Origin of the sequence: Paenibacillus ehimensis NBRC 15659 (genome assembly GCF_004000785.1) — a bacterium.
Taxonomy (GTDB): Bacteria; Bacillota; Bacilli; order Paenibacillales; family NBRC-103111; genus Paenibacillus_G; species Paenibacillus_G ehimensis.
Genome location: NZ_BILX01000029.1, coordinates 20176 through 44308, shown reverse-complemented (window position 1 = coordinate 44308; position 24133 = coordinate 20176). Strand labels below are relative to the sequence as shown.

Sequence of the window (24133 nt, the reverse complement as noted above, 5' to 3'; positions counted from 1 at the left end):
CTTACGCTTCTACAGCCGGCTCCATAAACTCCAGCTTTTTTTGGGCGGTACTCATCCTCGCCTCTATGCCTAAAGGAACGGCAATGTTCGGCGAGCAATGACCGATTCTAAACCCTGCGAGCGCGGGTCTCCCCGCCTGAACGATATGATGCCGGATGACCTGCTCCAACGTGAGTGAAATGTTGTACTTGTTCGGCTCGCAGTTGTGAAAATCGCAGACGAGAATTCCCGACGCATCGGCCAGCTTCCCGGCCTGCCGGAGTTGATTCAGCATCCGGTCGACGCGGTACGGCTCCTCGTCAATCTCTTCTATAAACAAAATACGGCCGCGGGTATCCAATTCATACGGCGTCCCGAGCGTGCTGACAAGCAGGGTCAAATTGCCTCCAACCAGCGGTCCGTATGCTTCCCCTTCCACCAACGCGCAGAGCGGCGAGATGGTTTCCGTATAGACAACCGGCTTCGGATGAAACAGCTGCTCAAAGCCCTGCAAGGTCAGCGGATGGACTTGCTCCTCGGCAAGGCAGGTCAGCATTGGACCGTGAAACGTGACAAGACCCGACCGGTTTCCGATGGCGGTGTGGAGAAACGTAATGTCGCTGTAGCCCCAGAAAATTTTCGGGTTATCGCGGATGCGGTCATAGTCCAGCCTATCGGCTATTCTCCCCGACCCATATCCGCCGCGCGCGCATACGATGGCCCGAATGTCCGGATCCGCGAACATCGCGTTCAGCTCCGCCGCCCGCTCCTCGTCCGTCCCCGCCAAATAACCGTACTGGCCGGACAGCGTGCCTCCGAAGCGGACATTCAGGCCCATCCGCGTCAAATAACCGGCCGCCCGCTCGATTCTGCTCCACTCGCCCCAGCTGGCCGGGGCCGTAATGCCTACGGTATCGCCCGCGGCGAGACGCGGAGGTTTGATGCGCTTGCGCATGGCAGCTTCCTCCCTTTCCCAAAGTTAGCGGGACCGACGATAGCTCGGATAAGCCGCTTACGAAGTATGGCGGGAACCAAGTGCGGCAGATTGTGTTTGCGGCTTATTTGGCATCGCAGCTCCTTCTGCGCCAGGCCGATTTGGTCGTACTGTCGCCACAGACCGATTTGCCAGTGTATTCAGCATCGCAGGTACTGCCGCCAGGCCGATCGACCAGTCTATTCAGCATCGCAGGTACTGCCGTCAGGCCGATCGACCAGTCCATTCAGCATTGCAAGTACTGCCGCCAGGCCGATCGACCAGTCTATTCAGCATTGCAGGTACTGCCGCCACAACTCCTGTACCAGTCTATTCAGCATAGAGGAACTGCGATGCGTTATTCTGCTTGATTTCAGCCCCTTATGCAAAATAGAGGAACTGATGTTCGCTAATGCCCTCTTTTCGCGGGTCGTGCATATTTTTCGACACGAGTAAGGTACCTGACTTCCGCTATATTCCACCAGAAGCGGAATCCCGCCCCTTAACGCACCATTTTTCCTTTAATTATGAAACGTTGCACTGATAACCCCGCGATCCCTCAGCCAGCCGACTCCTTCCGAGCGACGGGGATTCTCCACAGGGCATAATCTGCGGGGCGCGTTAAATACTTGCCCTGCAAGCACCTGCCCATGGATAGGCTCCACCCGGTGCCTTCTATTTCAAATCGGCCCATTTGAAGTCGATGTAACCGTACGCGTGCCGGACGACTCCTTCCAGCTTGTCGCTTTGCATATAGGCGGAGTTGTAAAAGTACAGCGGCATGATCGGCGCTTCATCCAGCAAGATGTTCTCCGCTTCGTGCAATAATTTGAACCGCTTGGCATTGTCCGGCTCATTGTAGGCGTCTTGAATCAGCTTGTCGTACTGCGCATTGCTCCAGCCGGTCCGGTTGTTTGGATTGCCGGTCTGGAAGATGTCGAGGAAATTGATCGGGTCGGCAAAATCCGGAAGCCATGACGAACGGGAAAATTGCAGCTGCAGCTTCTTCTGCTCGGCCGTCAGCACCTTGCCTTCCTTGCTCTCGATTTTCACGTCGACGCCCAGGTTTTCTTTGAACATCGCTTGAGCCGCCTCGGCAATTTTCTGGTGCAGGTCGTTCGTATTGTAGGTCAGCGTCACCTGAGGGAGCGTTTTGTAGCCGGCCTCGGCCATTCCTTTCTCCAGCAGCTTTTTCGCTTCCGCCGCGTCGAACTTCACCAGCTTTCCGCCAACCTTGCGGAAGTCGTCCCCCGCCGGATCTTGGAGACCATACGAGACGAAACCGTCCGCGGGCTTTTGTTTCTGTTTGACCACGAGGTCGACGATTTTCTGGCTGTCTACGGCCATCTGGAACGCTTTGCGGATATGGACGTTGTCGAACGGCGGCATCTTGGTGTTGAAGCGGTAAAAATACGTTCCGGCCGAATCTTCCACCTTGACCTTGCCTTCCGCGAACAGCTTCTGGCTCAAATCGGCCGGAATGACGCCGGCAATATGCAGTCCCCCGCTCTGATAAAGCTGATATTCCGTATTCGAGTCGTTGACCATCTTAAACGTCACGCCGTCCAGCTTGACGCTGGCCGCATCCCAGTACTGGTCGTTTTTGACCATTTTCAGCTCGGAATCGTGCTTCCATTCGGTGATCTTGAACGGCCCGTTGCTTACGATGGTCGCGGCTTCGCTCGCCCATTTGTCGTTTTTCTCCACGGTTGCCTGATGGACCGGGAAAAACGCCGGATTGGACACCATCCCGAGCAGCCACGGAGCCGGCTTGGTCAACACGACCTCCAGCGTCTTGTCGTCCGTCGCTTTGATTTTGACGCCTTCTGCCGGGCCTTTATCCGAATTGTACGCTTCGGCTCCTTCGATGACGTAAGCCAGAGGCGCGGCCGGGGTGGGCTTCTTCGGATCGAGCATCCGCTTCCAGGCGAATTCGAAATCGGACGCCTTCACCGGATCTCCGTTGGACCACTTGATGCCGTCCCGCAGCGTAAACGTATACTGCTTACCGTCGGGACTAATCTTCCATTCCTTGGCCATCGCGGGCTCGGGGGATTGGGTTTTGCCCAGACGCGTCAAGCCTTCCATAGCGTTGTTCAGGATGTCGTAGGACACCAGATCGAAGCCGACCGGCGGGTCCAACGACGTAGGCTCCCTAAGATTGTTGTACAACAGGATTTTGACCTGCTGTTCGTTACGGGCCGGATCGGCGCCCGCCCCTTCTTTGCCGCTGCAGCCTGCCAGCGCCGTGCCGGATAACAGGATACAGCCGAGGAGTAAAGCCGTTCTTTTCTTCATGCACCGTCTCTCCTTCACATGGTATGATAGGAATCGCTAACCTATGGCCGATCGGATAAAAGTATTCGTACCCGGCGGGTCAACCGGCTTGGCGCGCGCGTCCTGAAGCCAACAGGCAACGCCGTGACTGCCGGGCAAATAGGACGTTTCCGGTTGGAAGACGGCGCACACTTCCATGGCGTGAGGACACCGGGCGGCGAACGCACAGCCTTTGGGCGGCGCGAACAAATCCGGCGGAGTCCCCGGGATCGATTGAAGCGGGGTGCCCCGGTCGCTATCCAGACGCGGCATGGAAGCAAGCAGCCCTTTCGTATAAGGATGCTGCGGATGCTGAAACACCTCGTCCACCGAGCCCGACTCGACCACCTTGCCGGCGTACATCACGTTCACCCGATCCGCGATATTCGCCACCACGCCCAGATCGTGGGTGATCATGAGAATAGATACGCCGGTTTTGCGCTGCAGCAGCTTGAACAGATCGAGAATCTGCGCCTGAATGGTCACATCGAGCGCCGTGGTCGGTTCGTCCGCAATGAGCACCGACGGCTTACCGACCGCTGCGATGGCAATCATGATGCGCTGCCGCATACCGCCGCTGAACTGGTGGAGATGCTGCTTGAGACGGCTTTCCGGGTTGGAAATGCCGACCAGCTCCAGCATCTCCACCGCCCGCTTGCGGGCTTCGGACCGCGACAGCTTCTGATGGCGGATAATGCCCTCCATAATCTGCTCGCCGATGGTAATCGTCGGATTGAGCGCGGTCATGGCGTCCTGGAAAATCATGGTGATAGCCGAGCCCCTGATCTCCCGCATCTGCTTCTCCGTCAGTCCGGTCAGTTCCCGTCCCTGAAACCGGATGGTGCCCTGCTTGATCTTCGAGGTATGCGGGGGCAGCAGCCGCATCAAGCTGCGGGCGGTGACGCTTTTGCCGCAGCCGGACTCGCCTACGATGGCGAGCGTCTCGCCGCGGCGAAGCGTCAAGCTCACGCCCCGGACCGCCTGAACCTCGCCGCCGTACGTGGCGAAGGAGACATGCAGATCCTTCACTTCAAGCAGAACGTCCGAAGGGGACAACGAATCGGGTCCGTTCATCGAGCTTACCTCCTCTGCTTCGGATTAAAAGTGTTTTGCAGCCCGTCGCCGAGCAGGTTGAACGCCAGCATCGTCAGCGAGATGAAGAACGCCGGGAAGAAAAGCCGCCACCAATAGCCGGACAAAATCGTCGGCAGCGCATCGTTCGCCATCGTCCCCCAGCTCGCCAGCGGAGGCTGGATACCGAGACCGAGGAAGCTGAGGAACGCTTCTGCAAAAATGGCCGATGGGACGGAAAAGGTCACCTGCACGATAATGACGCCGAAAGCGTTCGGCAGCAGGTGTCTGCGGATAATGCTCCAAGGCCCCGCGCCGAGCGTCCGCGCAGCCAGCACATACTCCGACGACGCCAACTGAAGCACCTGGCCGCGAACGATCCGGGCCATCCCGATCCAGCCGGTCGCCGTCAGCGCGACGATGATGGTGAATAAGCCCGGGCCCATGACGACCATCAGCAGGATGACAATCAGCAGGTACGGAATGCCGTACAGGATGTCGACGATCCGCATCATGATGTTGTCGATTCGTCCGCCACAATAGCCGGCGATGCCCCCGTAAACGACACCGATAAGAAAATCGATGAGCGCCGCGACGACGCCGACGGTCAGCGATATGCGGGAGCCGAACAGAATGCGCGCGAACACGTCCCGGCCGAGCTCGTCGGTGCCGAACCAATGCTCGGCGGACGGTGCCTGATTGCCGTTCAGCAGGTTTTGCTTGGAATAGCTCTCGTCCGTCAGCCAAGGCCCGAGGATCGAAAACGCCGCAAGCGCAACGATGAAAACAAGCCCGAGCATCGCCAGCTTGTTCTTGAACAGCCGGATGCGCGCCTGCCGCCAGAACGTCAGCTGCGGCCGGACGATCGCTTCCGTATGGCCGGCGCGTTTTTGCATCGGCACAAACAAATGATCGGGAACCGACATCCTCATCTCTCCTTTCCATGCAGCTTGATACGGGGATCGATCAGACTGTACACGATATCGACCAGGAACATCATGAAGATGAGCAGGGTGCTGTAGAACACCGTCGTTCCCATGATGACCGCATAATCCCGGTTGTTGATGCCGTCCACAAAATATTTTCCCATGCCCGGAATCGCAAAAATTTTCTCGATGACAAAGCTGCCCGTCAGCACGTTCGCAAGCAATGCGCCGACCAACGTAACGACCGGCAGCACCGCGTTGCGCAGGGCGTGCTTGAGCACAATCGTCGCCGGAGAGAGCCCTTTGGCCCTTGCCGTCTCAATGTAATCCTGGGTCAAAACCTCGACCATATTGGCCCGCGTCAGTCTCGCAATAATCGCAATCGGTCCGGTGGACAGTGCGACCGCCGGCAGCACGACATGCTTCCATGTGCCCCACGTCGCCACCGGCAGCAGCCCCCATTCCACCGCGACGTATTTGATCAGCAGCGGGGCCACGACGAAATTGGGCACCGCGATCCCGATGACGGCGAGCACCATGGCGATGTAGTCGATCAGGCCGTTTTGCCGGAGCGCGGCTGCCGTTCCGAGCGCAATGCCCGATGCAATCGCAAGGAGAAGCGACACGATCCCGAGCTGGAACGAGACCGGGAAGCCGCGCTCGATCATGGCGTTTACGCTTTCCGGATAGTGCGAGATCGACGGCCCGAGATCAAGCGTGAGCAGAGACTTCAAATAAAGCGCATACTGGACGTACACCGGCTTGTCCAAATGATAAAACGCCATCATGTTCTTGACGACGGCCGGGTTCGCTTCCTTGCCGTCCCGGTCGAACGGGGAGCCCGGAACCGTATGCATCAGGAAAAACGTAATCGTTACGATGAGCCACAGCGTCACCAGCATGGACACGAATCTTTTCAATAGGTACGGCGCCACTCGATCACCCGCTTTTTAACAAAATGAAGTTCGCATGGCCAGCTCCGTCATCACCAGCATCGCCTGGTACGCCTCCAGAATGTTCTTGGCTTGAAAGGAAACGACCGGCGAGCCCTGCTCGATCGTCGTTCCCGGCATCAGGTGCGCCCACTCGGCCTGCCCGTAATTGGCGAATTCGATCGACAGCACCGGGTTGTCCGGGGGCGCTAACGGCTTCACGCGGCCGCGGGCCTCAAGCGCTTCCCTCGTTTTCTCGCGAAGCAGCTGCCCGCTTTTCTCCGGCGTCAAGCAGAGCGCCGCCGTCCGCGAGATGCGCCGCTTGACGATGGCCGTCGTCACCCCCGGGATCAACGCCTCGGCTTCCTCCGCCGTCTCGTCGTCGCCCGCCACGAGCAGCACCGGCACGCCGTAATGTCCCGCGACGAACGCATTGAAGCCGAGCTCGCCGATTGCCGTATCGTTGATGTACATGTTCCGCACGCCGAAAATCATCGTATGGCTGAGCACGCCCTTTCTTGCCGCCCGTGTATGATAGCCCAGAAAAGCAGCCCCGGCGAAGCTGGCGTCAAGCCCCTGCACCATCGAAAACGGCTTGACGTCCCCCGAAATCAGCTGCGTCTCCGGATGAAGCTTCTCGATCAGCAGGTTGTTCATCTTGGAATGACTGTCGTTGACCACGACTTCCCCGCAGCCCTCCTGGAAAGCCGTTTCAATGACATGATTGGCCTCCGCGGTCATGATAAGCCGTCCTCTTTCGTAGTTGTGCTTGCCGGAATCGACGAACGTGGAATCGACCAGCCCGGTAATGCCTTCCATATCGATTGAAATGTACAGTTTCATCGCTCAAGCCTCCAAATTAGATTAGGTAATAAGAAAAGCTTCTTATCGAAGCCATTTCGAGGAAGATACAGGCGATATAGAATTCAATCAGCTCCGCTGATAACTTATAAATTCTATATCTATAAAAAAATCCAGCAAACGACAACCGGCAGCCGCATGGCTTCCAAGAATATCGTTTGCTGGATTTTATTTACGCGTATGTCGCCATACTGATAAACAAAGCAGCGTTATCCGGCCCCTGACGCACCGGAACCGCAATCCCGGCCGTTCAAGGCCAATTTGTATTTTTTTTGCGCATCCTTGAAGGCGACGATGATCGCTTTCTGCGACGAGCCGTGATACCTTCGCTTGATCTCGTCGGCGACCGGCTCGAACGAAAGAATGCTCTGTCCTACGAAGATGGAGCGGACAAATTGCGAGGTCAGCGGAATGGTGGACGAGCAGCCCGCATCGACGATTTTGTGGCTGGTCGTATCCACGACAAGTCCGATGAAAAAGGCGCTGTACTGCTGAGTAATCGGATTATTGAGAGATGTCTGCGCATCGCCGACCACGTAAACCGTGTCTTTATCGTAACCCATGCTCGTCTCCCTTAATCGGCGCCCTTGGCCCGGACGAACAGGGATGAGGGAAGGGAAGCTTCCCACGACCTGCCGCCTTCGGACGCAGAATCAAGATATATGTTACTTATTCTAACAATAAACTAACACATTGTAAACATGAAATTAAATTATTTTGTATGCGCTTACGTTCTTGATCCCAAGCGTTTTTCGAAGGGACGTTTTGGAACAATTGACAAACTTTCGTTAAAACCCCATCACCAATTCTATTATAATCAACTCCGCTGCGTCTGAATAGCTTTATTTCACAAATTTATCAATGATTTGTCAATGATACGGCGATGATAAGGTTCAAAAGAAAAAGCCGGCCATCCGCAAGGATGACCGGTTTTCGGCTTCACAAGTTACTCCAGACGGTAATCGTCGATTTTCTCCCCGTCTTCCCACACCTCGACAAACAAGGCGTCGCAATCCTCAAAATCGGATGGCTTGAACGAGAGAGCTTTTTCCTCGTCCTCGCCCACATACACATTTTCCATCCCGTCTTCATTGAACGAAAGAATGACATACAGCTTCATTCCAGCACCTCCGGCCGTTTAGTCTATTTTATATTGATGCCAAAATGAACGGTCCGTTAAACGTTCCGCTGCCTTCTCCACGTATCCCTCATCTCATAAAAGTATAATAGGCTCTCTAATACTAATTCTCCGTTCGTCCGAGCGCCCCTTTTTCTCACTTAAATAAATCCGACTTCCCGGCAGTATCGCAGCATATCGTCCATCTGCTTATCGCTGATAACCTGCCATTCGAATCCGAGCTTTCTCAGCAGCAAGACCGTTTTCTCCGAAGCCAGCGTAAAGCGGGTCTGCTCCTTTTGCTCCAGCCAGCCGTAATGAAGCATCAGGCTCTCGATCTCCTCCCGGCAGAAGCCTTCTTCGTACCTTCTCTTCATAAAGTCGATGAACTCGTCAAGCGTCCCCGCTGCCATCCTTCTTCCCGAGCGGGCGTCCGTCAGCACACGGTGCATACTCTCATAATGCGGGTTGAACAAATGGAATATTTCGTTCTGCAGCGCAGCGGGCTTCATAAGAAGGACAATCGCTTGGCTGACCCGATCGACGCAGGAAAAATCGATATCGGCCTCCAATCGCGGCACCATGCCGAGACGGACAAACGATTTAAGCGTAGCGTAAAAGGCGTTTTCCCCGATGTTTTGCTGGAACTTGCCCGTATCCGATTGAAAGACGAGATTCCCCACCCGGTAAATGCTGGTGCGAAGCCCTTGAGCCCGCGCCCGAACGACCCGCTTCTCCGCTTCGAACTTGGATTTGACGTAATAGTTCTCATATTGCTGCCCCCGGTCCAAATCGTATTCGGTAAAATAAGCCGCAGACTGACCCGGAATATGTCCGGTCGCGACGCCCAGGGTGGAAATATGATGCACGTCCTTGGCCCGGTGCGTGCCGGCAAACGCCAGCAGCCGCTCGGTTGAAGCGATGTTATGGCTCTCAAAGTGCGAATAGCTGCCGTAGTGCTTCACCGTCGCCGCCGAATGCACGATGCAGTCGACGGTGCGCGCGAGTTCCAGATACGCTTCCTTTTCGAGCCCCAAGCCTTCCTGCGCCAAATCCCCCCGGTAAAGCCGAATACGGCGGCCGAGCTGCGCTTCCATGACGTCGCCAGTGAAATAAAAAGCCAGCTTCGCAAGCAGCCGTTCCCGCGCCTCCGCCTCCGTCGCCGCACGTACAAGAACGTGAACGGTCGCACCGGTTCCCGCCAACAGCTCCCGCAGCAAATGGATGCCCAAATACCCGGTGGCTCCCGTCAGCAAAATGTCGCTGTACCCGCTGTACCCCGTCAGGTCGATCCGAGCGTACCGTTCGTTTCGCGCCCGGTATGCGGCGATCTCCTCGTCGAATCGTTGCATCGGCTTGTCACGGCAGGCTGCCTTCAACTGCTCCAGCTTGGCGGTCAAATAGTTGGCCTTCGGCTTCACCTTGGCGGACAGAGAGGCAATCGTCTGGTGCTCGAAGACGTCATTGACCCCGATGTCCAAATCCTGCTGCAGCCTTGCGGTCATTGCAGCCGCCTTCAGCGAATGTCCGCCAAGCTCGAAGAAATTGTCGTGAATGCCGATGCCGGCTACGTTCAGCAGCTCCCCCCATACGGCCGCAATCTTCCTCTCGATGTCCGTGCGCGGGGCGACGCGGTCGCGCTTGACTGCGGTACGCTCGCCCGGACCGGGCTCGGGCAGCGCTCTCCGGTCGATTTTGCCGTTGGGCGTGAGCGGCATGCTCTTTAACGGCACGAAATACGAAGGCAGCATATACTCCGGCAGCGCCTTGGACAAATGCTCCCTGACGACCTTGACCGGAGGCAGCTCCTCCGTCCCGGCGAAGTACGCGCACAATGCCTTGCCGCCGCTGCCGTCCTCCCGGGCGACCACGATCGCTTCCCGGATCGAAGGATAATTCAGCAGCGCGTGCTCAATCTCTCCAAGCTCGATCCGAAACCCCCGGATTTTCACCTGATGGTCCAAGCGGCCCAAAAATTCCAGCGTACCTTCCTTCGTCCAGCGCGCGAGGTCGCCCGTTTTGTACATGTATCCCTCCCCGGTGAACGGGTCGGGCAAAAATTTCTCCGCCGTCAGGCGCTCGTCGTTGAAATAACCTCTGCCGACGCCATCCCCTGCGATGTACAGCTCTCCCGGCACGCCGGGCGGCTGCACCTGCAAGCGGTCGTTCAACAGGTAGATGCGCGTATTCGCAATCGGCCTTCCGATAGGCGGAAGCTCCGGGATCGGGCCGTTCGGGTCGATCGTATGAGCCGTCGCTACATGCGTCTCCGACGGGCCGTAATGATTATGCAGAAACACTTGATGCCGCCGCAGATGCGCCTTGAATTTGTCCGGGACGGTCAACGGCTCTCCGGCCGTTAGGATATGGCGCACCGACACTGGAAGCTTGTCGGCATACGCGCTCTCGTTCAGGATGAGCTTCAAATATGAGACGGGTAGGAACAAAACCTGGATCCGACGCTCTTCGACGAGCTGCAGCAGCTTGTCCGGGCTTCGCCGGGTTTCGTTCGTCACGAGAACCAGGGTGCCCCCCGCCAGCAGGGCAGACCATATTTCCTGCGAGCTTACGTCGAAGCTGAGCGTCGTAAATTGCAGCACGCTGCCGCTGTAATCGACGTTGGTGTGCCGAAACTGGTGGTGAAGCAAATTGACCATATTGCGGTGCCCGATCATAACGCCCTTCGGCTTTCCGGTCGTTCCCGACGTATAAATGACATACAACAGACCGCTTGAACGGCTGCGGGGAGGAGGGTTGTCCGCCGCTTCCTCGAAGACGGCCTCCGTATCCAGACACAGCTTCATGCCGTCAAACTCGATCCGGTCGGCCAAATGCGTCTGTGTCAGCAGGAGGCGGGCCTGGCTATGGTCCAGCATATACTTCACACGGTCGCCGGGATAATCCGGATCGATCGGAAGGTAGGCCCCTCCCGCCTTCAAAATGCCGAGCAGACCGACAATCATGTCCGGAGACCGCTCGGTCATCAGTCCGACAAGCTGCTCCGGCTGCACGCCGCAGCGAATCAAGACGGCCGCCAGCCGGTTCGCCCGGTCGTTCAACTGCCGGTAAGTGAGCGATTCGTCGCCGAATACGACAGCGGGCCGGTCCGGCGTCTGCCGTACTTGCTCCTCAAACCATCCGTGAATCGTCAAGTCGCGGTCATACACGGATTCGGTTTGGTTCCGCCCCTCCACTTGCTCTTTGATTTCCGCTTTCGAAAGCATTCGCAGCTCGGAAAGCCGCTTTTCCTCCGAAACAACCGCATCCTCCAAAATCCGCATAAAATGCTGCGCCATCCGCTCGATCGTACCCCGTACGAACAGATCGGTGCAGTATTGGAAATCAATCCGGAGCGTCTCTTCCGTTTCCTCCGCATCAAGCATCAGATCGTACTTGGAGATCGGGTCCGCGTACCGCTGAACGGTGATCCGGCTCCCTTCAATTGATGGCGTCGTGCGGCCCGTATTTTGCATCACGAACATCGTATCGAACAGCGGATTGCGCCCCGGCACTCTGGGCATGCGCAGCGACTGTACCAGACGTTCCAGATCATAGTCCTGATGCTCGTAGGCGTTGAGCAGAATCGACTTCAGCTCCTGCAAATAGTCGGCGAACGTCTTCGTCCGCTCCGGGAAGCTCCGGATCGGCAGCGTGTTGACGAACATGCCGATCAGCGGCTGCAGCTCGGCTTGCGGGCGGCTGGCGGCGGGAACGCCTACGATAATATCTTCCTGGCCGGAATACCGGGCAAGCAGCACGTTGTAAGCAGCGAGCAGGATCATATACAAGGTGGTGTCCGTCCGAAGGGCGAGCTGCTTCAACCGCGCTGTCAATCCGGCAGACAGCCGGAGCGGGTACGTGTCGCCCCGGAAGCTTTGAGAGCCCGGTCTTTCCAGGTCGGTCGGCAGCTGCAGGATCGGAAGCTCCCCGGACAAGGCCGTTCTCCAATACTCGAGCTGCTTCGCTTCCTCCTCCGGCTTCCGTTCGTTCAGCCAGAAGGCATAATCTTTGAATTGGATCGCCGGGCAAGACAGCGCGTCCCCCCGGTACAACCGGCTCCACTCCTCGAAAAACACGTGCATCGAAACACCGTCGACAATAATATGGTGGAAGTCCAGCATCAAATAATGAAGCTCCCCGGAGCACCTAATGAGTCCGGCCCGGAATAACGGCGCCTTCCCGAGGTCGAAAGGAACGACGAACGCGGACATCAGCCGCTCCGCCTCTTCTTCCGCCGCCGCATGAAACTGCATTCGAAAGGCCGCACGAGGCCGGATGGTCTGCACGAGCTCACCGTCCACCCATGCAAAAGCCGTTCGGAGCGGCTCGTGCCGCTCGATCATTTGCTCGAAAGCCCGCTCCATCCGCCGCCGGTCTACGCTCCCTTCGATCTTCAGCAGCAGCGGCGTATTGTAGGCCGTCCCAGCCTGCTCCATCTGCCCGATGAAAAAGAGCCGCCTTTGCGCCGGATGAAGGGGATAATGCTCCCGCTCGGGAGCTTTTCCAATCGCCTGACCGCCTCCGGCCGGTTTGACCGCTTGACCGATGCGCTCCGCCTGCTGACGGATGGTCGCATGCTCGAACAGCTCCGCGATCGGCAGCCGGACGCCGAAGCGCCGTTCAATCTGTCCGCGCAGAACGGCGGCATGCAGCGAATGGCCTCCGGCATTGAAGAAACGGTCATGGACGCCGACCGTCCGCAAGCCGAGCACCTCCTTCCACAGCTCCGCCAATTCCCGTTCCGTCTCGCTGGCCGGAGGCGCGTAAGAAGCGGACTCCGAAGCTCTCTCGGGTTCGGGCAGCGCGCGCCGGTCCACCTTGCCGTTCGCATTCACAGGGAGCTTCGGAAGCATTACGAACCAGGACGGAACCATGTAATCCGGCAGCTGCTCCGCCAGAAACTCCGTTAGCTCCTTGCGGGTTAGACGCACTTCGGATACGACATATGCGCACAGATACGCACGTCCGGCATCGTCTTCGCGCGCGATCACGATGCAATCGTGCACCCGCTCATGCAGCCGGAGCCGCTGCTCGATTTCACCCGTCTCGACCCGGAAACCGCGAATTTTCACCTGATGGTCGAGGCGTCCCACGTATTCGACGGACCCGTCCGGAAGCCATCGGGCCAAGTCCCCCGTCCGGTACAGCCGTTCCCCCTCGCGGAACGGGTGGGCGACGAATTTCTCCTCTATCAGCTGCGGCCGGTTCAAATATCCGCGGGCCAGACCGATGCCGGAAATGCACAATTCCCCGGGAACCCCCACCGGCTGCGGCTGGCCGCAGGCATCCAAAATGTACAGCCGAACATTGTACAGCGGCTTCCCGATCGGAATGTGATCCGATGGCGCTTTAACAAGATGCGTCGTGGTGAAGATCGTATTTTCAGTGGGACCGTATACGTTATAAACAAGATAGCTTTGCGGGTGGAATGTTTTCAGCTTCTCTCCGCCCGTCATCAGCACGCGGAGCGAGCGATTGGGAAGCTTCATGAACTGCTCGCCAAGCTGGGTCGGCAAGAAGCTGATGGTAATGCCGTGCCGGTTGAAATACCCGTTAAGCTCCGCGGCATCCAGCCGGATGTGCTCGGGAATGACATAAACCGCCGCCCCGGAAATAAGGTAGGGAAAGATCTCCAAGATCGAGGCGTCGAACCCGACACTGCAATATTTGCTGCTGCGGTCCTCCATCGTGACCCGAAAATGCGAGCAATGCCATTCGCAAAAATTGACAAGCGACCGGTGCTCGATCAGCGTGCCCTTCGGCTGGCCGGTGGAGCCGGACGTATAGATGACATAAGCCAGACCGGACGGTCCCCCAAGCTCCGGCAAAGGGGAGCAATCCCCGTCAGGCATCCGCCGGTCCGCGAGATTGACGACTTGGCCTTCGAAGGCAAACGGAAGCTCAGACTGCCCCTCCGTGAGCAGCAGCCTCGCTCCGCAATCCTCCATAATGTAGCGTATGCGGTCCGGGGGATAATTCAGATCGATCGGCACATACGCCGCGCCCGCTTTCAGAACCGCCAGAATAGCGGCGAACATCGACAGCGTGGGGCGCATCATGACGGCAACAAAGGTATTGGCGTGTACGCCGTGTTCAATCAGCGTTCTGGCTAGCCGGTTCGATTGTTCGTCAAGCTGCCGGTAAGTCAAGCAGTCGGCTCCGTCGACGATCGCAAGGCGATCCGGCGTCCGCCGCGCCTGCTCCGCGAACAGCCGATGAATGGTTGCATCGGAGGAAAAGGGCATATCCGTTTGATTGAACTCAACCAGCAGCTGCTCTCTCTCTTCTTGGCTAAGCAAGGGGATACGGCCAACCGGCGTATGGGGAGACTCGAACCATGTCATGACGATATGTTCCAAATGCCCCAGCAGCCTGCGGATCGTCGATGCCTGAAACGCGTCCGGCTTGTACTCCGCGCGGACTTCGAGAAGGTCCGAAAGCACGAACCGGATCGTGAGGTCGCATCCCGGAAGATCTGACCCTACCCGGACGGCGCCGGGAGCTTCCACCGCTGCAGCCGTATTGAAGGGGAGCTGCGACGAAGCGGACCCGCTCAGGTCGCGAAGCTCGCTGTATGTCAGCGCGTAAGCCTTCCCTTGGGCAAGCGTGTCCTCCGCGCGGGCGACCAGCGATTCGAACGGCAGCGAAGCCGCGCCAGCGATTCGGGCGAGCATAATCCGGTTTTCCTCAGGTGCGACCGCCGCAAACCTTACCTCGTCGGTACGCAGATAGCGCTGCAGCAGCACGGCCCACGACGTATAAAGCACGGTGCTTGCCTGAACCCGGCGTATGCCGCATAACTGACGTAAACGACCGGACGGCGCTTTTTCGAACGTACGGCCAAGCGTCAGATACGCATCCGGATCACCCGCCGGGCTGCGATCCAAACGGAGAACGGTAGCTTCCTCCGCGTCCTGCATCTCCGTGATCCATCGGCCGACAATGCTGATCGTCTCTTCATCCAGTTTCCGTGACATCCTCTTTCTCCCTCCAGATTAAATGGGCTATGAAGAAAAAAAGCAACCCGTTCCAAATCCGAAACGAGTTGCTGTTCATAACGAAGGCGTTCCCGGCAACCGTCAAGCCCGACGCAGTGACGCTATTCTAATAGAACTACCGATTCATGTTGATTTCTTAAAGAATATTGCGCTAATAGTTATATTTTACCATATTTCGTCGAATTTCCAAAATACTTTTTTGGTCCCGCCGTTGTATCCGGAACCGCGTTTTCCGTGTAAGCCATCTTGCGCGATATGTGATAAATACTACTTTCGGCCTCCTTTTTTTGCGGTAAAATGAGACGACAGCAAAACCGGGCAGTAGTGCATTGTTACTTGTGAATATTTTCACAAATTATACTGGAGAGGTCGTGTCTCGGCATGTCGTACCGCAAACCGGAAGAAATTGCGCATATTACCGCAGCGATGGGCGAAAAGAAAGCGAATAAGCCTCGGCTGCAAGCTTGCACGCTGGGCTTTTTGGCAGGGGCCTTTATCGCCCTAGGCTTTCTTCTGTATCTAAGAGTAGCTGCGAGCGTTCCCGCGGCTTGGAGCGGGCTCGGCTCCGTGCTGGGCGCAGCGTTGTTCCCCATTGGCTTGATCCTCACGATTATTGCAGGGGGCGAGCTGTTGACCGGAAACATGATGGCGGTGCCTTTGGCCCGGCTCCAGGGCAAAATAACGACAAAGCAGCTGGCCGTTAACTGGCTGCTAATTACACTATCCAACTTTGCCGGGGCGCTCTTTGTCGCCTACCTGTTCGGTCACGTTGTCGGATTGACGGAAGCGGAGCCGTACTTGTCTAAATTGGTCAAAGTGGCGGGAGCCAAGCTCGACGAGAGCTTCCTGCAAGCCTTTCTTTCGGGGATCGGCTGCAACTGGCTTGTCGCTTTAGCCGTCTGGCTTGCCTACGGTGCAGACGACGTCGCGGGCAAAATGCTCGGCATCTGGTTCCCGACGATGACCTTCGTCGCCATCGGCTTTCAGCACGTCGTCGCAAATATGTTCTTGATCCCTGCCGCGATCTTCGCGGGGCATTATACCTGGCTGGACTATCTTGGCAACTTTGTTCCCGTCTTTCTCGGCAATGCCGTCGGAGGCAGCGTCTTCGTCGCCACCGCCTACTGGGCAGCGTATCTGAGAACCAAAGAAAAAGCGGCGCTAAACTGGGAAGCCGAGCAGCCACAGCCGACAAGCGAACGGGCTGCGGCGGAAGGCAAAGCCTGAAGGAAGCGGGCGGGAACGGGGCATGGTCGTAAGGAACCAATAACGTACTTTCGCAACGCGTGCCTCTCCCGGCGCGCGTTGCAGCGCTTCAAGGCTCCTACGGTCTTCGCCCGGCTTGAAGAAGCCTACCGCATCCCGGCACCAAAATAATGAAGCATGCCCTCTTTGGCGTCTTCCAATGCAGGCAATTCGTCCGTCAAATAAGCCTGCGGCGCAAAAGCCTGAAGAACCTGCCGCAAGTAAACGTAAACTTCCTCATTGGAAGCCCATATTTCGCCGGGAACAAGCTTTAACTGCTCAACCAGAGCAAGAAATGCGTCAGCCAGATCGTTCGCAATTTGCGTTTTATCGCTTAAACCGTGTCTTAAAATTTGCCCCGAGCTCTGGTCTACGATCAGAAACATCTTCGGATAAAAAGGGCGGTCGCCTTCATCAACAGGTATGGGCATGAAGAAGCAGTCGATCTCCCAGATCCCTGCCGAACCTTTCACCGATTTCTTCGCCTTGGTCAGACGAAGCTCATCGATCGGAGCAGCTTGCTGCTTAGGCTCTTCCTCCAACGGCTCCGGCTGCAGCCATTGATTCGACCAGACGATCCCGCTCTCGGTCCGGGAAGGGACCCGAACGAGAAACGTTTCTTCGTCCTCGTGAAACAGCGCATCCGGGTCATGACGATGCTCCATTGCGATTTCCCGCGCCTGCCGAATCGCCCATGTGAAGAAAGCCGCTTGTTCCTGCGTTAGGGCCGGCCACGGCACAAAGCCGGGTTCGTACACCCGGAACGTCGGCCAAGCATGAGCGCCGCGGAATTTGAGCCCAAGCTCCTTGATCTGTTTCAGTTCTCGCGGGTACAGCTCGTCCCGGTTGTCAAAGGACAGCAACAGCGCATCCTGGGTAAATCTGGGGTCCTCGTCCGACTCGCCCGAGAACATCCTCATGATCGAATTCAGGCCTTTGGTCCCCAAATAAACGGACAGCCCGAAAACCTCGCCTCCATTGCCCAAAATGCTGCAATACCCGATTTCGCCGCTTTCCGGATTTTGCACGCCGAACATATGCCCGTTGGTCATCCATTCCCAGCACTTGCTTTGCTTGAAAGATACGGCCTCTTCGTATAGCGCTTTCCACTGTTCCAATGTAGGATTCATCGGCACACTTCCTCGTTATCAAAAATGGTAATCATCGCGTCCAGATTCTTGTCCCTATCATTATACCATCTCCCCTCTGCGGCCTCCAAAAAATCCGCTCCTCACCCGTTCACATATCCTCCCGGCACTTGAATATATTTAGTAACAAGCACTTTTTTCCAAGTACTTGTCATGTTCAGTTACATGTTTCTTTACACGCTTAACGTCCACCCGGTCCCCAACACCGTTCAAGCTTTCGACACCGGCTCAGCCGTTTTTTGACCGTGCTCTCGAAGCCAGCTTTGATCCAAAAGCTATCAGGAGGTGTTCCGCATGACAGAGCCTTTATTTACCGTATCCCGCGAGGATTGGTCCCTGCACCGCAAAGGGTATCAGGATCAGACCCGCCATCAGGAGAAAGTCCGGGAAGCCATTAAGCAAAATCTTCCTGATCTGGTGACGGACGAAAGCATCATCATGTCGGACGGCAAGCAAATCGTCAAAGTACCCATCCGCAGTCTGGATGAGTACCGTTTCCGCTATAACTACAACAAGAGCAAGCATGTGGGGCAAGGCGACGGGGACAGCCAGGTCGGCGACGTGCTCGGGGTGGACCCGCAGGCCGCTTCCGGTCCGGGCAAGGGCGAGGGCGCCGGCGATCAGCCGGGAGACGACTATTATGATGCCGAGGTGCAGATGGAGGACCTGCAGTCCATGCTCTTCGAGGAGCTGGAGCTGCCGAACCTGCAGCAGAAGGAAAAGCACAATGTCACAACCAAAGAAATCGTTTTCAACGACATCCGCAAAAAAGGAATCATGTCCAACATCGACAAGAAGCGGACCATTCTCGAAAATCTGAAACGGAACGCCACCTCGGGGGTGCCCGGCATCCATCACATCAGCCCGGACGATCTGCGCTACAAAACATGGGACGAAATCGTCACTCCTCACTCGAACGCGCTGGTGCTCGCCATGATGGACACATCCGGCAGTATGGGGTCCTTCGAAAAATATATCGCGCGCAGCTTCTTCTTCTGGATGACGCGGTTCCTGCGGACGAAATACGAGCAGGTGGAAATCATTTTCATCGCCCACCATACCGAGGCTAAGCAAGTGACGGAAGAGGAATTTTTCACCAAAGGCGAAAGCGGCGGCACGATCTGCTCCTCGGCCTATCAGCTTGCGGTCGACTTGATCGACCGGCGCTATCCGCCGTCCCGCTTCAATATATATCCGTTTCATTTCTCCGACGGCGACAACCTGACATCAGACAACGAGCGGTGCGTTCGGCTGATCGGCGAGTTAATCAAGCGGGCGAATCTGTTCGGGTACGGCGAAGTGAATCAATATAACCGCAGCAGCACGCTGATGTCCGCTTACCGGAACATTCACGATCCGAAATTCGTACACTACGTGATCCGTGAGAAAGGCGAAGTGTACAGGGCGCTCAAAACCTTTTTCCCGAAGGGCGCGGAGGGGAGGATCGCCCAGTGAACGCGGATGACATCAAGCAGTTGGAATACGCCATTGCGGAAATTACCGAGGTCGCCAGCGGCTTCGGACTCGACTTCTACCCGATGCGCTACGAGATCTGCCCTTCCGATATTATCTACACGTTCGGCGCTTACGGGATGCCGACCCGCTTCTCTCACTGGAGTTTTGGAAAAACGTTTCACAAGATGAAAATGCAGTATGATTTCGGGCTCAGTAAAATTTATGAGCTTGTCATCAACTCCGACCCGTGCTACGCATTCCTGCTCGATGGCAATTCGCTCATCCAGAACAAGCTGATCGTGGCGCATGTACTGGCGCACTGCGACTTTTTCAAAAACAACGTCCGCTTCTCCAAGACGAACCGCAACATGGTCGAGAGCATGTCCGCCACGGCAGAACGTATCCGCCAGTACGAGATCGAATACGGGACGGACGAGGTGGAACGGTTTATCGATGCCGTTCTCGCCATTCAAGAGCATGTCGATCCGCTGATCACGAAGCCGTACCGCGGACGCGGCACTGGCCGGGAAGAAGCGGCGGACGATCCGAAAAAGCCTGCCGAGCGCAAGTTCGGCTACGAGGATTTATGGGATTTGGATGAGAAGCCTGCGCCAAAGACTGCCGGCAAAAAAGAAACTCCCGTCCGGTTCCCGGCCGAGCCGGAGAAGGATCTGATGCTGTTTATCGAAGAGCACGCTCCTTATCTGAAGGATTGGCAGCGCGACATTATGACAATGCTGCGGGATGAAATGCTGTACTTCTGGCCGCAGCTGGAGACCAAGATTATGAACGAAGGCTGGGCCTCCTACTGGCACCAGCGCATTATGCGGGAGCTCGATCTGACCGACTCCGAGACGATCGAATACTCTAAGCTCAACTCCTCCGTCGTCGTTCCGTCCCGGCATACATTGAACCCGTATTATTTGGGACTGAAAATTTTCGAGGATATCGAGAAGCGTTGGGATAACCCGTCCGCAGAGGACCGGGAGCGCTTCGGCTATAAAGGCGGCGAAGGCCGCCAAAAAATATTCGAGGTGCGCGAATTCGACTCCGATCTATCGTTTATCCGCAACTATATGACCAAGAAGCTGTGCGACGAGCTTGATTTGTACATTTTCGAGAAAAAGGGCCCGGAATGGAAAATTACCGATAAGTCCTGGGAGAACATCCGCGACCAGCTCGTTTACTCCCGGGTGAACGGCGGCTTCCCTTATATCGTGGTCGAGGACGGGGATTTCGAGAAGAACGGCGAGCTGTACCTGAAGCATATGTACGAGGGCATCGAGCTTGATTTGAAGTATGTGGAGCGGACCCTTCCGTATATTCACCGGCTGTGGGGAAAGACGGTATATCTGGAGTCGGTCATCGAAACGAAGCCGGTGCTGTTCGCCTACGACGGGAAGAAGCATAACAGGAAATTTTTGTAGGCAGAAAAGAAGCCGTGGCAGCAAATGCTGCTGCGGCTTCTGTTTGTTGATCTGGGCGGAAATAGTAGATTGCAGGGAAATCATGCTGTATACTATTTCCTGTACACTAGAACGGCTTGCAAGGGCGGTCGGCTAACCTCTCGGAAGGGAGGTGATGCCTGTGGAGGTTAAAGACGCTCTGACGCTCATGATCGGCTTCGGTTCGCTTCTTATAGCGCTGCTGACGCTGGTTGTGACCATCGTCATCGTGCTTACCCAAAACAAAAAGAAATAGACCGCCCACTCTGGTAAAGTAACGGTCTATTTCCCTGACTCACTTTACTTTGAAGCGGACCGCCTTTGAAGCGGCCTATTGTACTATAGGAGTCGTGTTAGCCGCACGGCTCCTTATTTATTCTTATGATACAACTTCTATTTCATACCTGCAAGCCGTTCTCCGTTTGCGACATAAAAAATCTTGTCATACGCCGGGGACTACGCAGTAAACTTTACGGCTTAGCTTCTCCTAAATACCACTTGGATAAGCGTAGTTTCTTTTCAAAATACGGCCGTGGCTTCATGATTCGAACCCACTTACGAAGACAACTCCACTCCGCCCGGCTCTTTCCGCCGGGTCAGCGCATACGCAACCCCATAGCCAGCCACGACGAGGCCCGCTGCCGCTTCCGTGACGCCTGCCCTGATCCGCTCCCAATCGCCGATGAGGATAAGAAAAGCGGGAATCGTCGCCGTCACCCAAGCTTGAATAAGCGTCACCCATCCGACAAATGCGCCAATATTGCGCTTTAGCGCCAGCAGAATAAAAAACAAGGTCCACAGGAACGACCACATAAGCCAGATGATGCCGAACTTTTCGTCGTGAAAGTGAAGGAAATTCATGGCCGCATAGCCGACGGCAAGAACCGCGACCCATAACGAGTACCAACCGACGCCGCTCGTATCCAACCCTTGCAAGTTCGTAATGCCTACATAGAGGTAAGTAAGGCCGAACAGAAAAATACCGGACGCTTGAAATATCGTCCATGCGTCTCCCCCGGAAGTAAAGATCATATAAAACGGGGTGATCACCTGCATGGCCCCGATAAACAGATTGAACACGCCTGCGCTCTTGCCGTCGATGCGGCCTAACAGCATCAAGCCGTTCAGAAACAGTACCGCGCCGACATACAGCAGACCAACGGCGCTCATCTTGTCACCTCCCTGGCTTCGTACACCAGCCGCTCGTCGTCTTCGTACCACTCCAATCCGTTCCGTTTCCCCCGCACGTAGTAGGTCACGAACGGGTCATCCTGCCGCCGGTTTCCGAGCAGCCGGGCCAGCGGGATTTCGATGCAGGTTCTGACGGCTCTTTTCAGCGAGCGCGCGCCGTACTGCTTGTCGAATCCAAAAGAGGCAACAAGCTCCTTGGCGGACGGGTCGAGCTGCACCATACAGCGGTGCTTCAGGACCCGGCGGTTGAGCGAATCGAGCAGCGAATCCAGGATCGGTCCGAGTCCGTCGCGCCCAAGCCAACGAAACACATACACATCGTCGATACGGTTGATAAATTCAGGCGAAAACCGGCGCTCCGTCTTTTTCTGTACGATGGTCCGCAGAAGCTCGCGTTCGGAAGCCCCCCAATGCCGGGGCTGCGCATACCATCCGAGTTTTTTCCAAAAAGCCTTCAAGCTTCCGTCGGCAAATTCCGTAATGTCCTGCGCCCCCAGATTGCTGGTCATAAAAATAATGCTGTTGCGGAAATTGATCGTTTTCTCTCCCGACGACAAGACCATCATCCCGTTGTCCAGCACGCCCAGCAGCGAATAGATGACTTGATCGTTCGCCTTCTCCAGCTCATCGAACAGCACGATGCCGGGCTTGCCGTAAGAGCCCTCAATGCGCTGCATATCGAACAGCGACATGCCTTCCTTGCTTCCTACGTAGCCAGGGGGCGCTCCGGTCAAGGCGGCGGCATAGTGCTCCTGGGCCAGCGTATTCATATCGATCCGGCAAAACGCCTCGGCGCTGCCGTGAATCGCTTCCGCTAACGCCCTCACCGTCTCCGTCTTCCCTACCCCCGTCGGACCCAAAAATAACGCCACGTACAAAGGCCGGGACGGCTCCGAAATGTCCGACCAGACGACCCTCAGCATCTCCTCCAAGCGACCGACGGCTTCGTCCTGCCCGAAAATTTTCGACCGGACCTGCTGCATGACGCGGTCGACGTCAAAACGAAACCGGGTCACGGTCCGGGGAGAAGAAGAACGGTCCTCCTCTTCTCCGGCTACCTGTTCTTGGCGCTGATGGATCGTTTTCAGCTTCTCCGCGATGAACGACATGTCAGCCTCCGGCCGCCTTTTGCTTGCCCTCGTGAGGAATTCCCTCGATCGGGCATTCCGCGGTTCCGACGGTCGATCGGGTGATCTTCTCTACGTTTTCCCTCGCCTTCTCGGCATCCAGCACCCAGGTACGGTAAAAGTCAAACGGACATTCCGCAATCCCTTTGTCTCCGTCCCCGGAATGAATGAGTCCCGTATAGCCGCGATGGAGCAGCTTGAACAGATGGTTCTGCGATTGGGCGTTTTTACGGAAATCGCGGATTAGCGAAACCGACAGTTCGGCGTACTGGATGCCGTTTTCCTCCGTGCCGCATTCCCCGAGCGTGCGCCCGTCGAAGCCGATGATCGAGGAGTGGCCGAAATAAGAATAAACGCCGTCGAAGCCGGCCGCATTGGCTACGGCGACATACGTATTGTTGGACCAGGCCATCGCTTTCGCCATGATGATTTGCTGGTCCTTCGACGGGTACATATAGCCTTGGCACCGCACGATCAGCTCGGCTCCCTTCATCGCACAGTCGCGCCATATTTCGGGATAGTTGCCGTCGTCGCAGACGATAAGGCTGATTTTGAGCCCCTTCGGCCCTTCCGCTACGTACGTGCAGTCGCCGGGATACCAGCCTTCGACCGGGCACCACGGAATAATTTTTCTGTATTTTTGAACGATATCCCCTTTGTTGTTCATGAGAATCAAAGTATTGTACGGAGCTTTGTTCGGATGAGCCTCGTGCCGTTCCCCGGTCAAGGAGAACACGCCCCACGTATTGGCCTTCCGGCAAGCCTCGGCGAAGATGGCGGTTTCTTCTCCGGGTATGGAGGAAGCGGTTTCATACATTTCCTGCTCGTCGTACATAATGCCGTGGGTGCTGTATTCCGGAAAAACAACGAGATCCATGCCGGGCAATCCCTGCTTCATCCCAACAATCATATCGGCGATCCTGCGGCAGTTGTCCAGAACCTCCACCCGGGTATGCAGGCGCGGCATCTTATAGTTCACCACTGCCACCCCTACGGTATCCTGACTGCTGGAAATGTCTCCATGTCTCATCGAAAACCCCTCCTTGGTGTGTTTTGCATCGGCCGGAACAGGTTCATCTCGCCGTCCGGCCGACTTGACCGGAATTGAAGCAAAATCTGTGCCAATAACTTTTGCCGCCAAACAAAAGAAATCGCTTACAAACTGCGCCGCCGTTTGTCTAAATTTAATACAATTATTGCCCCTGTTTCTTTACAGAAAGCTAAAAAAACCTCTCCGCCCGCAACTGTCGCAAAATGATACACTGTCTTATTTTTACACACAGACTTTCAGAAAAAAGTCAACCCCCAATTTCAAACGGTTTGATTTTTGTTATAATAAAGACACAAAC

General features: G+C 56.2%; 17 protein-coding genes. 4 read left to right on the top strand and 13 right to left on the bottom strand.

Annotated elements, in window-relative coordinates; genetic code table 11:
* Position 1 precedes the first annotated feature (1 nt).
* The 9 genes from PEH01S_RS17685 to PEH01S_RS17650 form a co-directional block, all read right to left on the bottom strand.
* The gene (locus PEH01S_RS17685; RefSeq protein WP_127487081.1) at positions 2-934 is read right to left on the bottom strand and encodes a S66 peptidase family protein; all 933 of its coding nucleotides are present in this window, start codon (positions 932-934) and stop codon (positions 2-4) included.
* 693 nt (positions 935-1627) lie between these two features.
* Complete coding sequence (locus tag PEH01S_RS17680; RefSeq protein WP_127487079.1) at positions 1628-3250, bottom strand: peptide ABC transporter substrate-binding protein; 1623 nt, start codon at positions 3248-3250, stop codon at positions 1628-1630.
* A 36-nt stretch (positions 3251-3286) separates the two neighbouring features.
* On the bottom strand, positions 3287-4342 hold the full coding sequence (locus PEH01S_RS17675; RefSeq protein WP_164827903.1) for an ABC transporter ATP-binding protein: 1056 nt from the start codon (positions 4340-4342) through the stop codon (positions 3287-3289).
* Positions 4343-4347: 5 nt separating this feature from the next.
* Entirely contained in the window at positions 4348-5265 is a 918-nt protein-coding gene (locus tag PEH01S_RS17670) for an ABC transporter permease (protein ID WP_025849193.1), read from the bottom strand.
* A 2-nt stretch (positions 5266-5267) separates the two neighbouring features.
* Entirely contained in the window at positions 5268-6200 is a 933-nt protein-coding gene (locus PEH01S_RS17665) for an ABC transporter permease (protein ID WP_025849192.1), read from the bottom strand.
* 15 nt (positions 6201-6215) lie between these two features.
* On the bottom strand, positions 6216-7040 hold the full coding sequence (locus PEH01S_RS17660) for a M55 family metallopeptidase (protein ID WP_127487077.1): 825 nt from the start codon (positions 7038-7040) through the stop codon (positions 6216-6218).
* Between the two features lie 227 nt (positions 7041-7267).
* Positions 7268-7621 (bottom strand): DUF3870 domain-containing protein, encoded by a 354-nt coding sequence (locus PEH01S_RS17655; RefSeq protein WP_127487075.1) that lies wholly within the window; start codon positions 7619-7621, stop codon positions 7268-7270.
* A gap of 383 nt (positions 7622-8004) precedes the next feature.
* Positions 8005-8178 carry a hypothetical protein gene (locus PEH01S_RS34650; RefSeq protein ID WP_010492398.1) on the bottom strand — a complete coding sequence of 58 codons (174 nt, stop codon included), beginning with the start codon at positions 8176-8178 and terminating at the stop codon, positions 8005-8007.
* Between the two features lie 158 nt (positions 8179-8336).
* Positions 8337-15152 (bottom strand): non-ribosomal peptide synthetase, encoded by a 6816-nt coding sequence (locus tag PEH01S_RS17650; RefSeq protein WP_127487073.1) that lies wholly within the window; start codon positions 15150-15152, stop codon positions 8337-8339.
* Between the two features lie 402 nt (positions 15153-15554).
* On the opposite strand from PEH01S_RS17650, the gene PEH01S_RS17645 reads away from it, so the two are divergent.
* Positions 15555-16400 carry a formate/nitrite transporter family protein gene (locus tag PEH01S_RS17645; protein ID WP_127487071.1) on the top strand — a complete coding sequence of 282 codons (846 nt, stop codon included), beginning with the start codon at positions 15555-15557 and terminating at the stop codon, positions 16398-16400.
* 125 nt (positions 16401-16525) lie between these two features.
* Here the strand turns inward: PEH01S_RS17645 and PEH01S_RS17640 are convergent, their stop codons facing one another.
* Positions 16526-17548: a DUF7309 domain-containing protein gene (locus PEH01S_RS17640; protein WP_025849187.1), complete on the bottom strand. Its 1023-nt coding sequence runs from the start codon at positions 17546-17548 to the stop codon at positions 16526-16528.
* 312 nt (positions 17549-17860) lie between these two features.
* Here PEH01S_RS17640 and yhbH point away from each other — a divergent pair, with 312 nt between their 5' ends.
* From yhbH to PEH01S_RS35470, 3 genes are all read left to right on the top strand, one after another.
* Entirely contained in the window at positions 17861-19021 is a 1161-nt protein-coding gene (gene yhbH / locus PEH01S_RS17635) for a sporulation protein YhbH (RefSeq protein WP_025849186.1), read from the top strand.
* On the top strand, positions 19018-20448 hold the full coding sequence (locus tag PEH01S_RS17630) for a SpoVR family protein (RefSeq protein ID WP_025849185.1): 1431 nt from the start codon (positions 19018-19020) through the stop codon (positions 20446-20448). The genes yhbH and PEH01S_RS17630 overlap by 4 nt, the downstream gene beginning before the upstream one ends.
* A 160-nt stretch (positions 20449-20608) precedes the next feature.
* The gene (locus PEH01S_RS35470; RefSeq protein ID WP_246062970.1) at positions 20609-20722 is read left to right on the top strand and encodes a putative holin-like toxin; all 114 of its coding nucleotides are present in this window, start codon (positions 20609-20611) and stop codon (positions 20720-20722) included.
* 299 nt (positions 20723-21021) lie between these two features.
* On the opposite strand, the gene PEH01S_RS17625 is transcribed toward PEH01S_RS35470, so the two are convergent.
* Genes PEH01S_RS17625 through PEH01S_RS17615 form a run of 3 tightly spaced genes read right to left on the bottom strand, consistent with a single transcriptional unit; the run spans position 21022 to position 23814 of the window.
* Positions 21022-21636 carry an AmiS/UreI family transporter gene (locus tag PEH01S_RS17625; RefSeq protein ID WP_127487069.1) on the bottom strand — a complete coding sequence of 205 codons (615 nt, stop codon included), beginning with the start codon at positions 21634-21636 and terminating at the stop codon, positions 21022-21024.
* Entirely contained in the window at positions 21633-22766 is a 1134-nt protein-coding gene (locus PEH01S_RS17620; RefSeq protein WP_127487067.1) for an AAA family ATPase, read from the bottom strand. The genes PEH01S_RS17625 and PEH01S_RS17620 overlap by 4 nt, the downstream gene beginning before the upstream one ends.
* A 1-nt stretch (position 22767) precedes the next feature.
* Positions 22768-23814 (bottom strand): aliphatic amidase, encoded by a 1047-nt coding sequence (locus PEH01S_RS17615; RefSeq protein WP_127487065.1) that lies wholly within the window; start codon positions 23812-23814, stop codon positions 22768-22770.
* Positions 23815-24133 lie beyond the last annotated feature (319 nt).

Coding starts and splice junctions, on each gene's coding strand:
- PEH01S_RS17660 (WP_127487077.1), bottom strand. CDS start 7,040: ATGAAACTGTACATTTCAATCGATATGGAAGGCATTACCGGGCTGGTC.
- PEH01S_RS17655 (WP_127487075.1), bottom strand. CDS start 7,621: ATGGGTTACGATAAAGACACGGTTTACGTGGTCGGCGATGCGCAGACA.
- PEH01S_RS17680 (WP_127487079.1), bottom strand. CDS start 3,250: ATGAAGAAAAGAACGGCTTTACTCCTCGGCTGTATCCTGTTATCCGGC.
- PEH01S_RS17615 (WP_127487065.1), bottom strand. CDS start 23,814: ATGAGACATGGAGACATTTCCAGCAGTCAGGATACCGTAGGGGTGGCA.
- PEH01S_RS17645 (WP_127487071.1), top strand. CDS start 15,555: ATGTCGTACCGCAAACCGGAAGAAATTGCGCATATTACCGCAGCGATG.
- PEH01S_RS17620 (WP_127487067.1), bottom strand. CDS start 22,766: ATGTCGTTCATCGCGGAGAAGCTGAAAACGATCCATCAGCGCCAAGAA.
- PEH01S_RS17685 (WP_127487081.1), bottom strand. CDS start 934: ATGCGCAAGCGCATCAAACCTCCGCGTCTCGCCGCGGGCGATACCGTA.
- PEH01S_RS17640 (WP_025849187.1), bottom strand. CDS start 17,548: ATGAATCCTACATTGGAACAGTGGAAAGCGCTATACGAAGAGGCCGTA.
- PEH01S_RS17625 (WP_127487069.1), bottom strand. CDS start 21,636: ATGAGCGCCGTTGGTCTGCTGTATGTCGGCGCGGTACTGTTTCTGAAC.
- yhbH (WP_025849186.1), top strand. CDS start 17,861: ATGACAGAGCCTTTATTTACCGTATCCCGCGAGGATTGGTCCCTGCAC.
- PEH01S_RS17650 (WP_127487073.1), bottom strand. CDS start 15,152: ATGTCACGGAAACTGGATGAAGAGACGATCAGCATTGTCGGCCGATGG.
- PEH01S_RS17670 (WP_025849193.1), bottom strand. CDS start 5,265: ATGTCGGTTCCCGATCATTTGTTTGTGCCGATGCAAAAACGCGCCGGC.
- PEH01S_RS34650 (WP_010492398.1), bottom strand. CDS start 8,178: ATGAAGCTGTATGTCATTCTTTCGTTCAATGAAGACGGGATGGAAAAT.
- PEH01S_RS17675 (WP_164827903.1), bottom strand. CDS start 4,342: ATGAACGGACCCGATTCGTTGTCCCCTTCGGACGTTCTGCTTGAAGTG.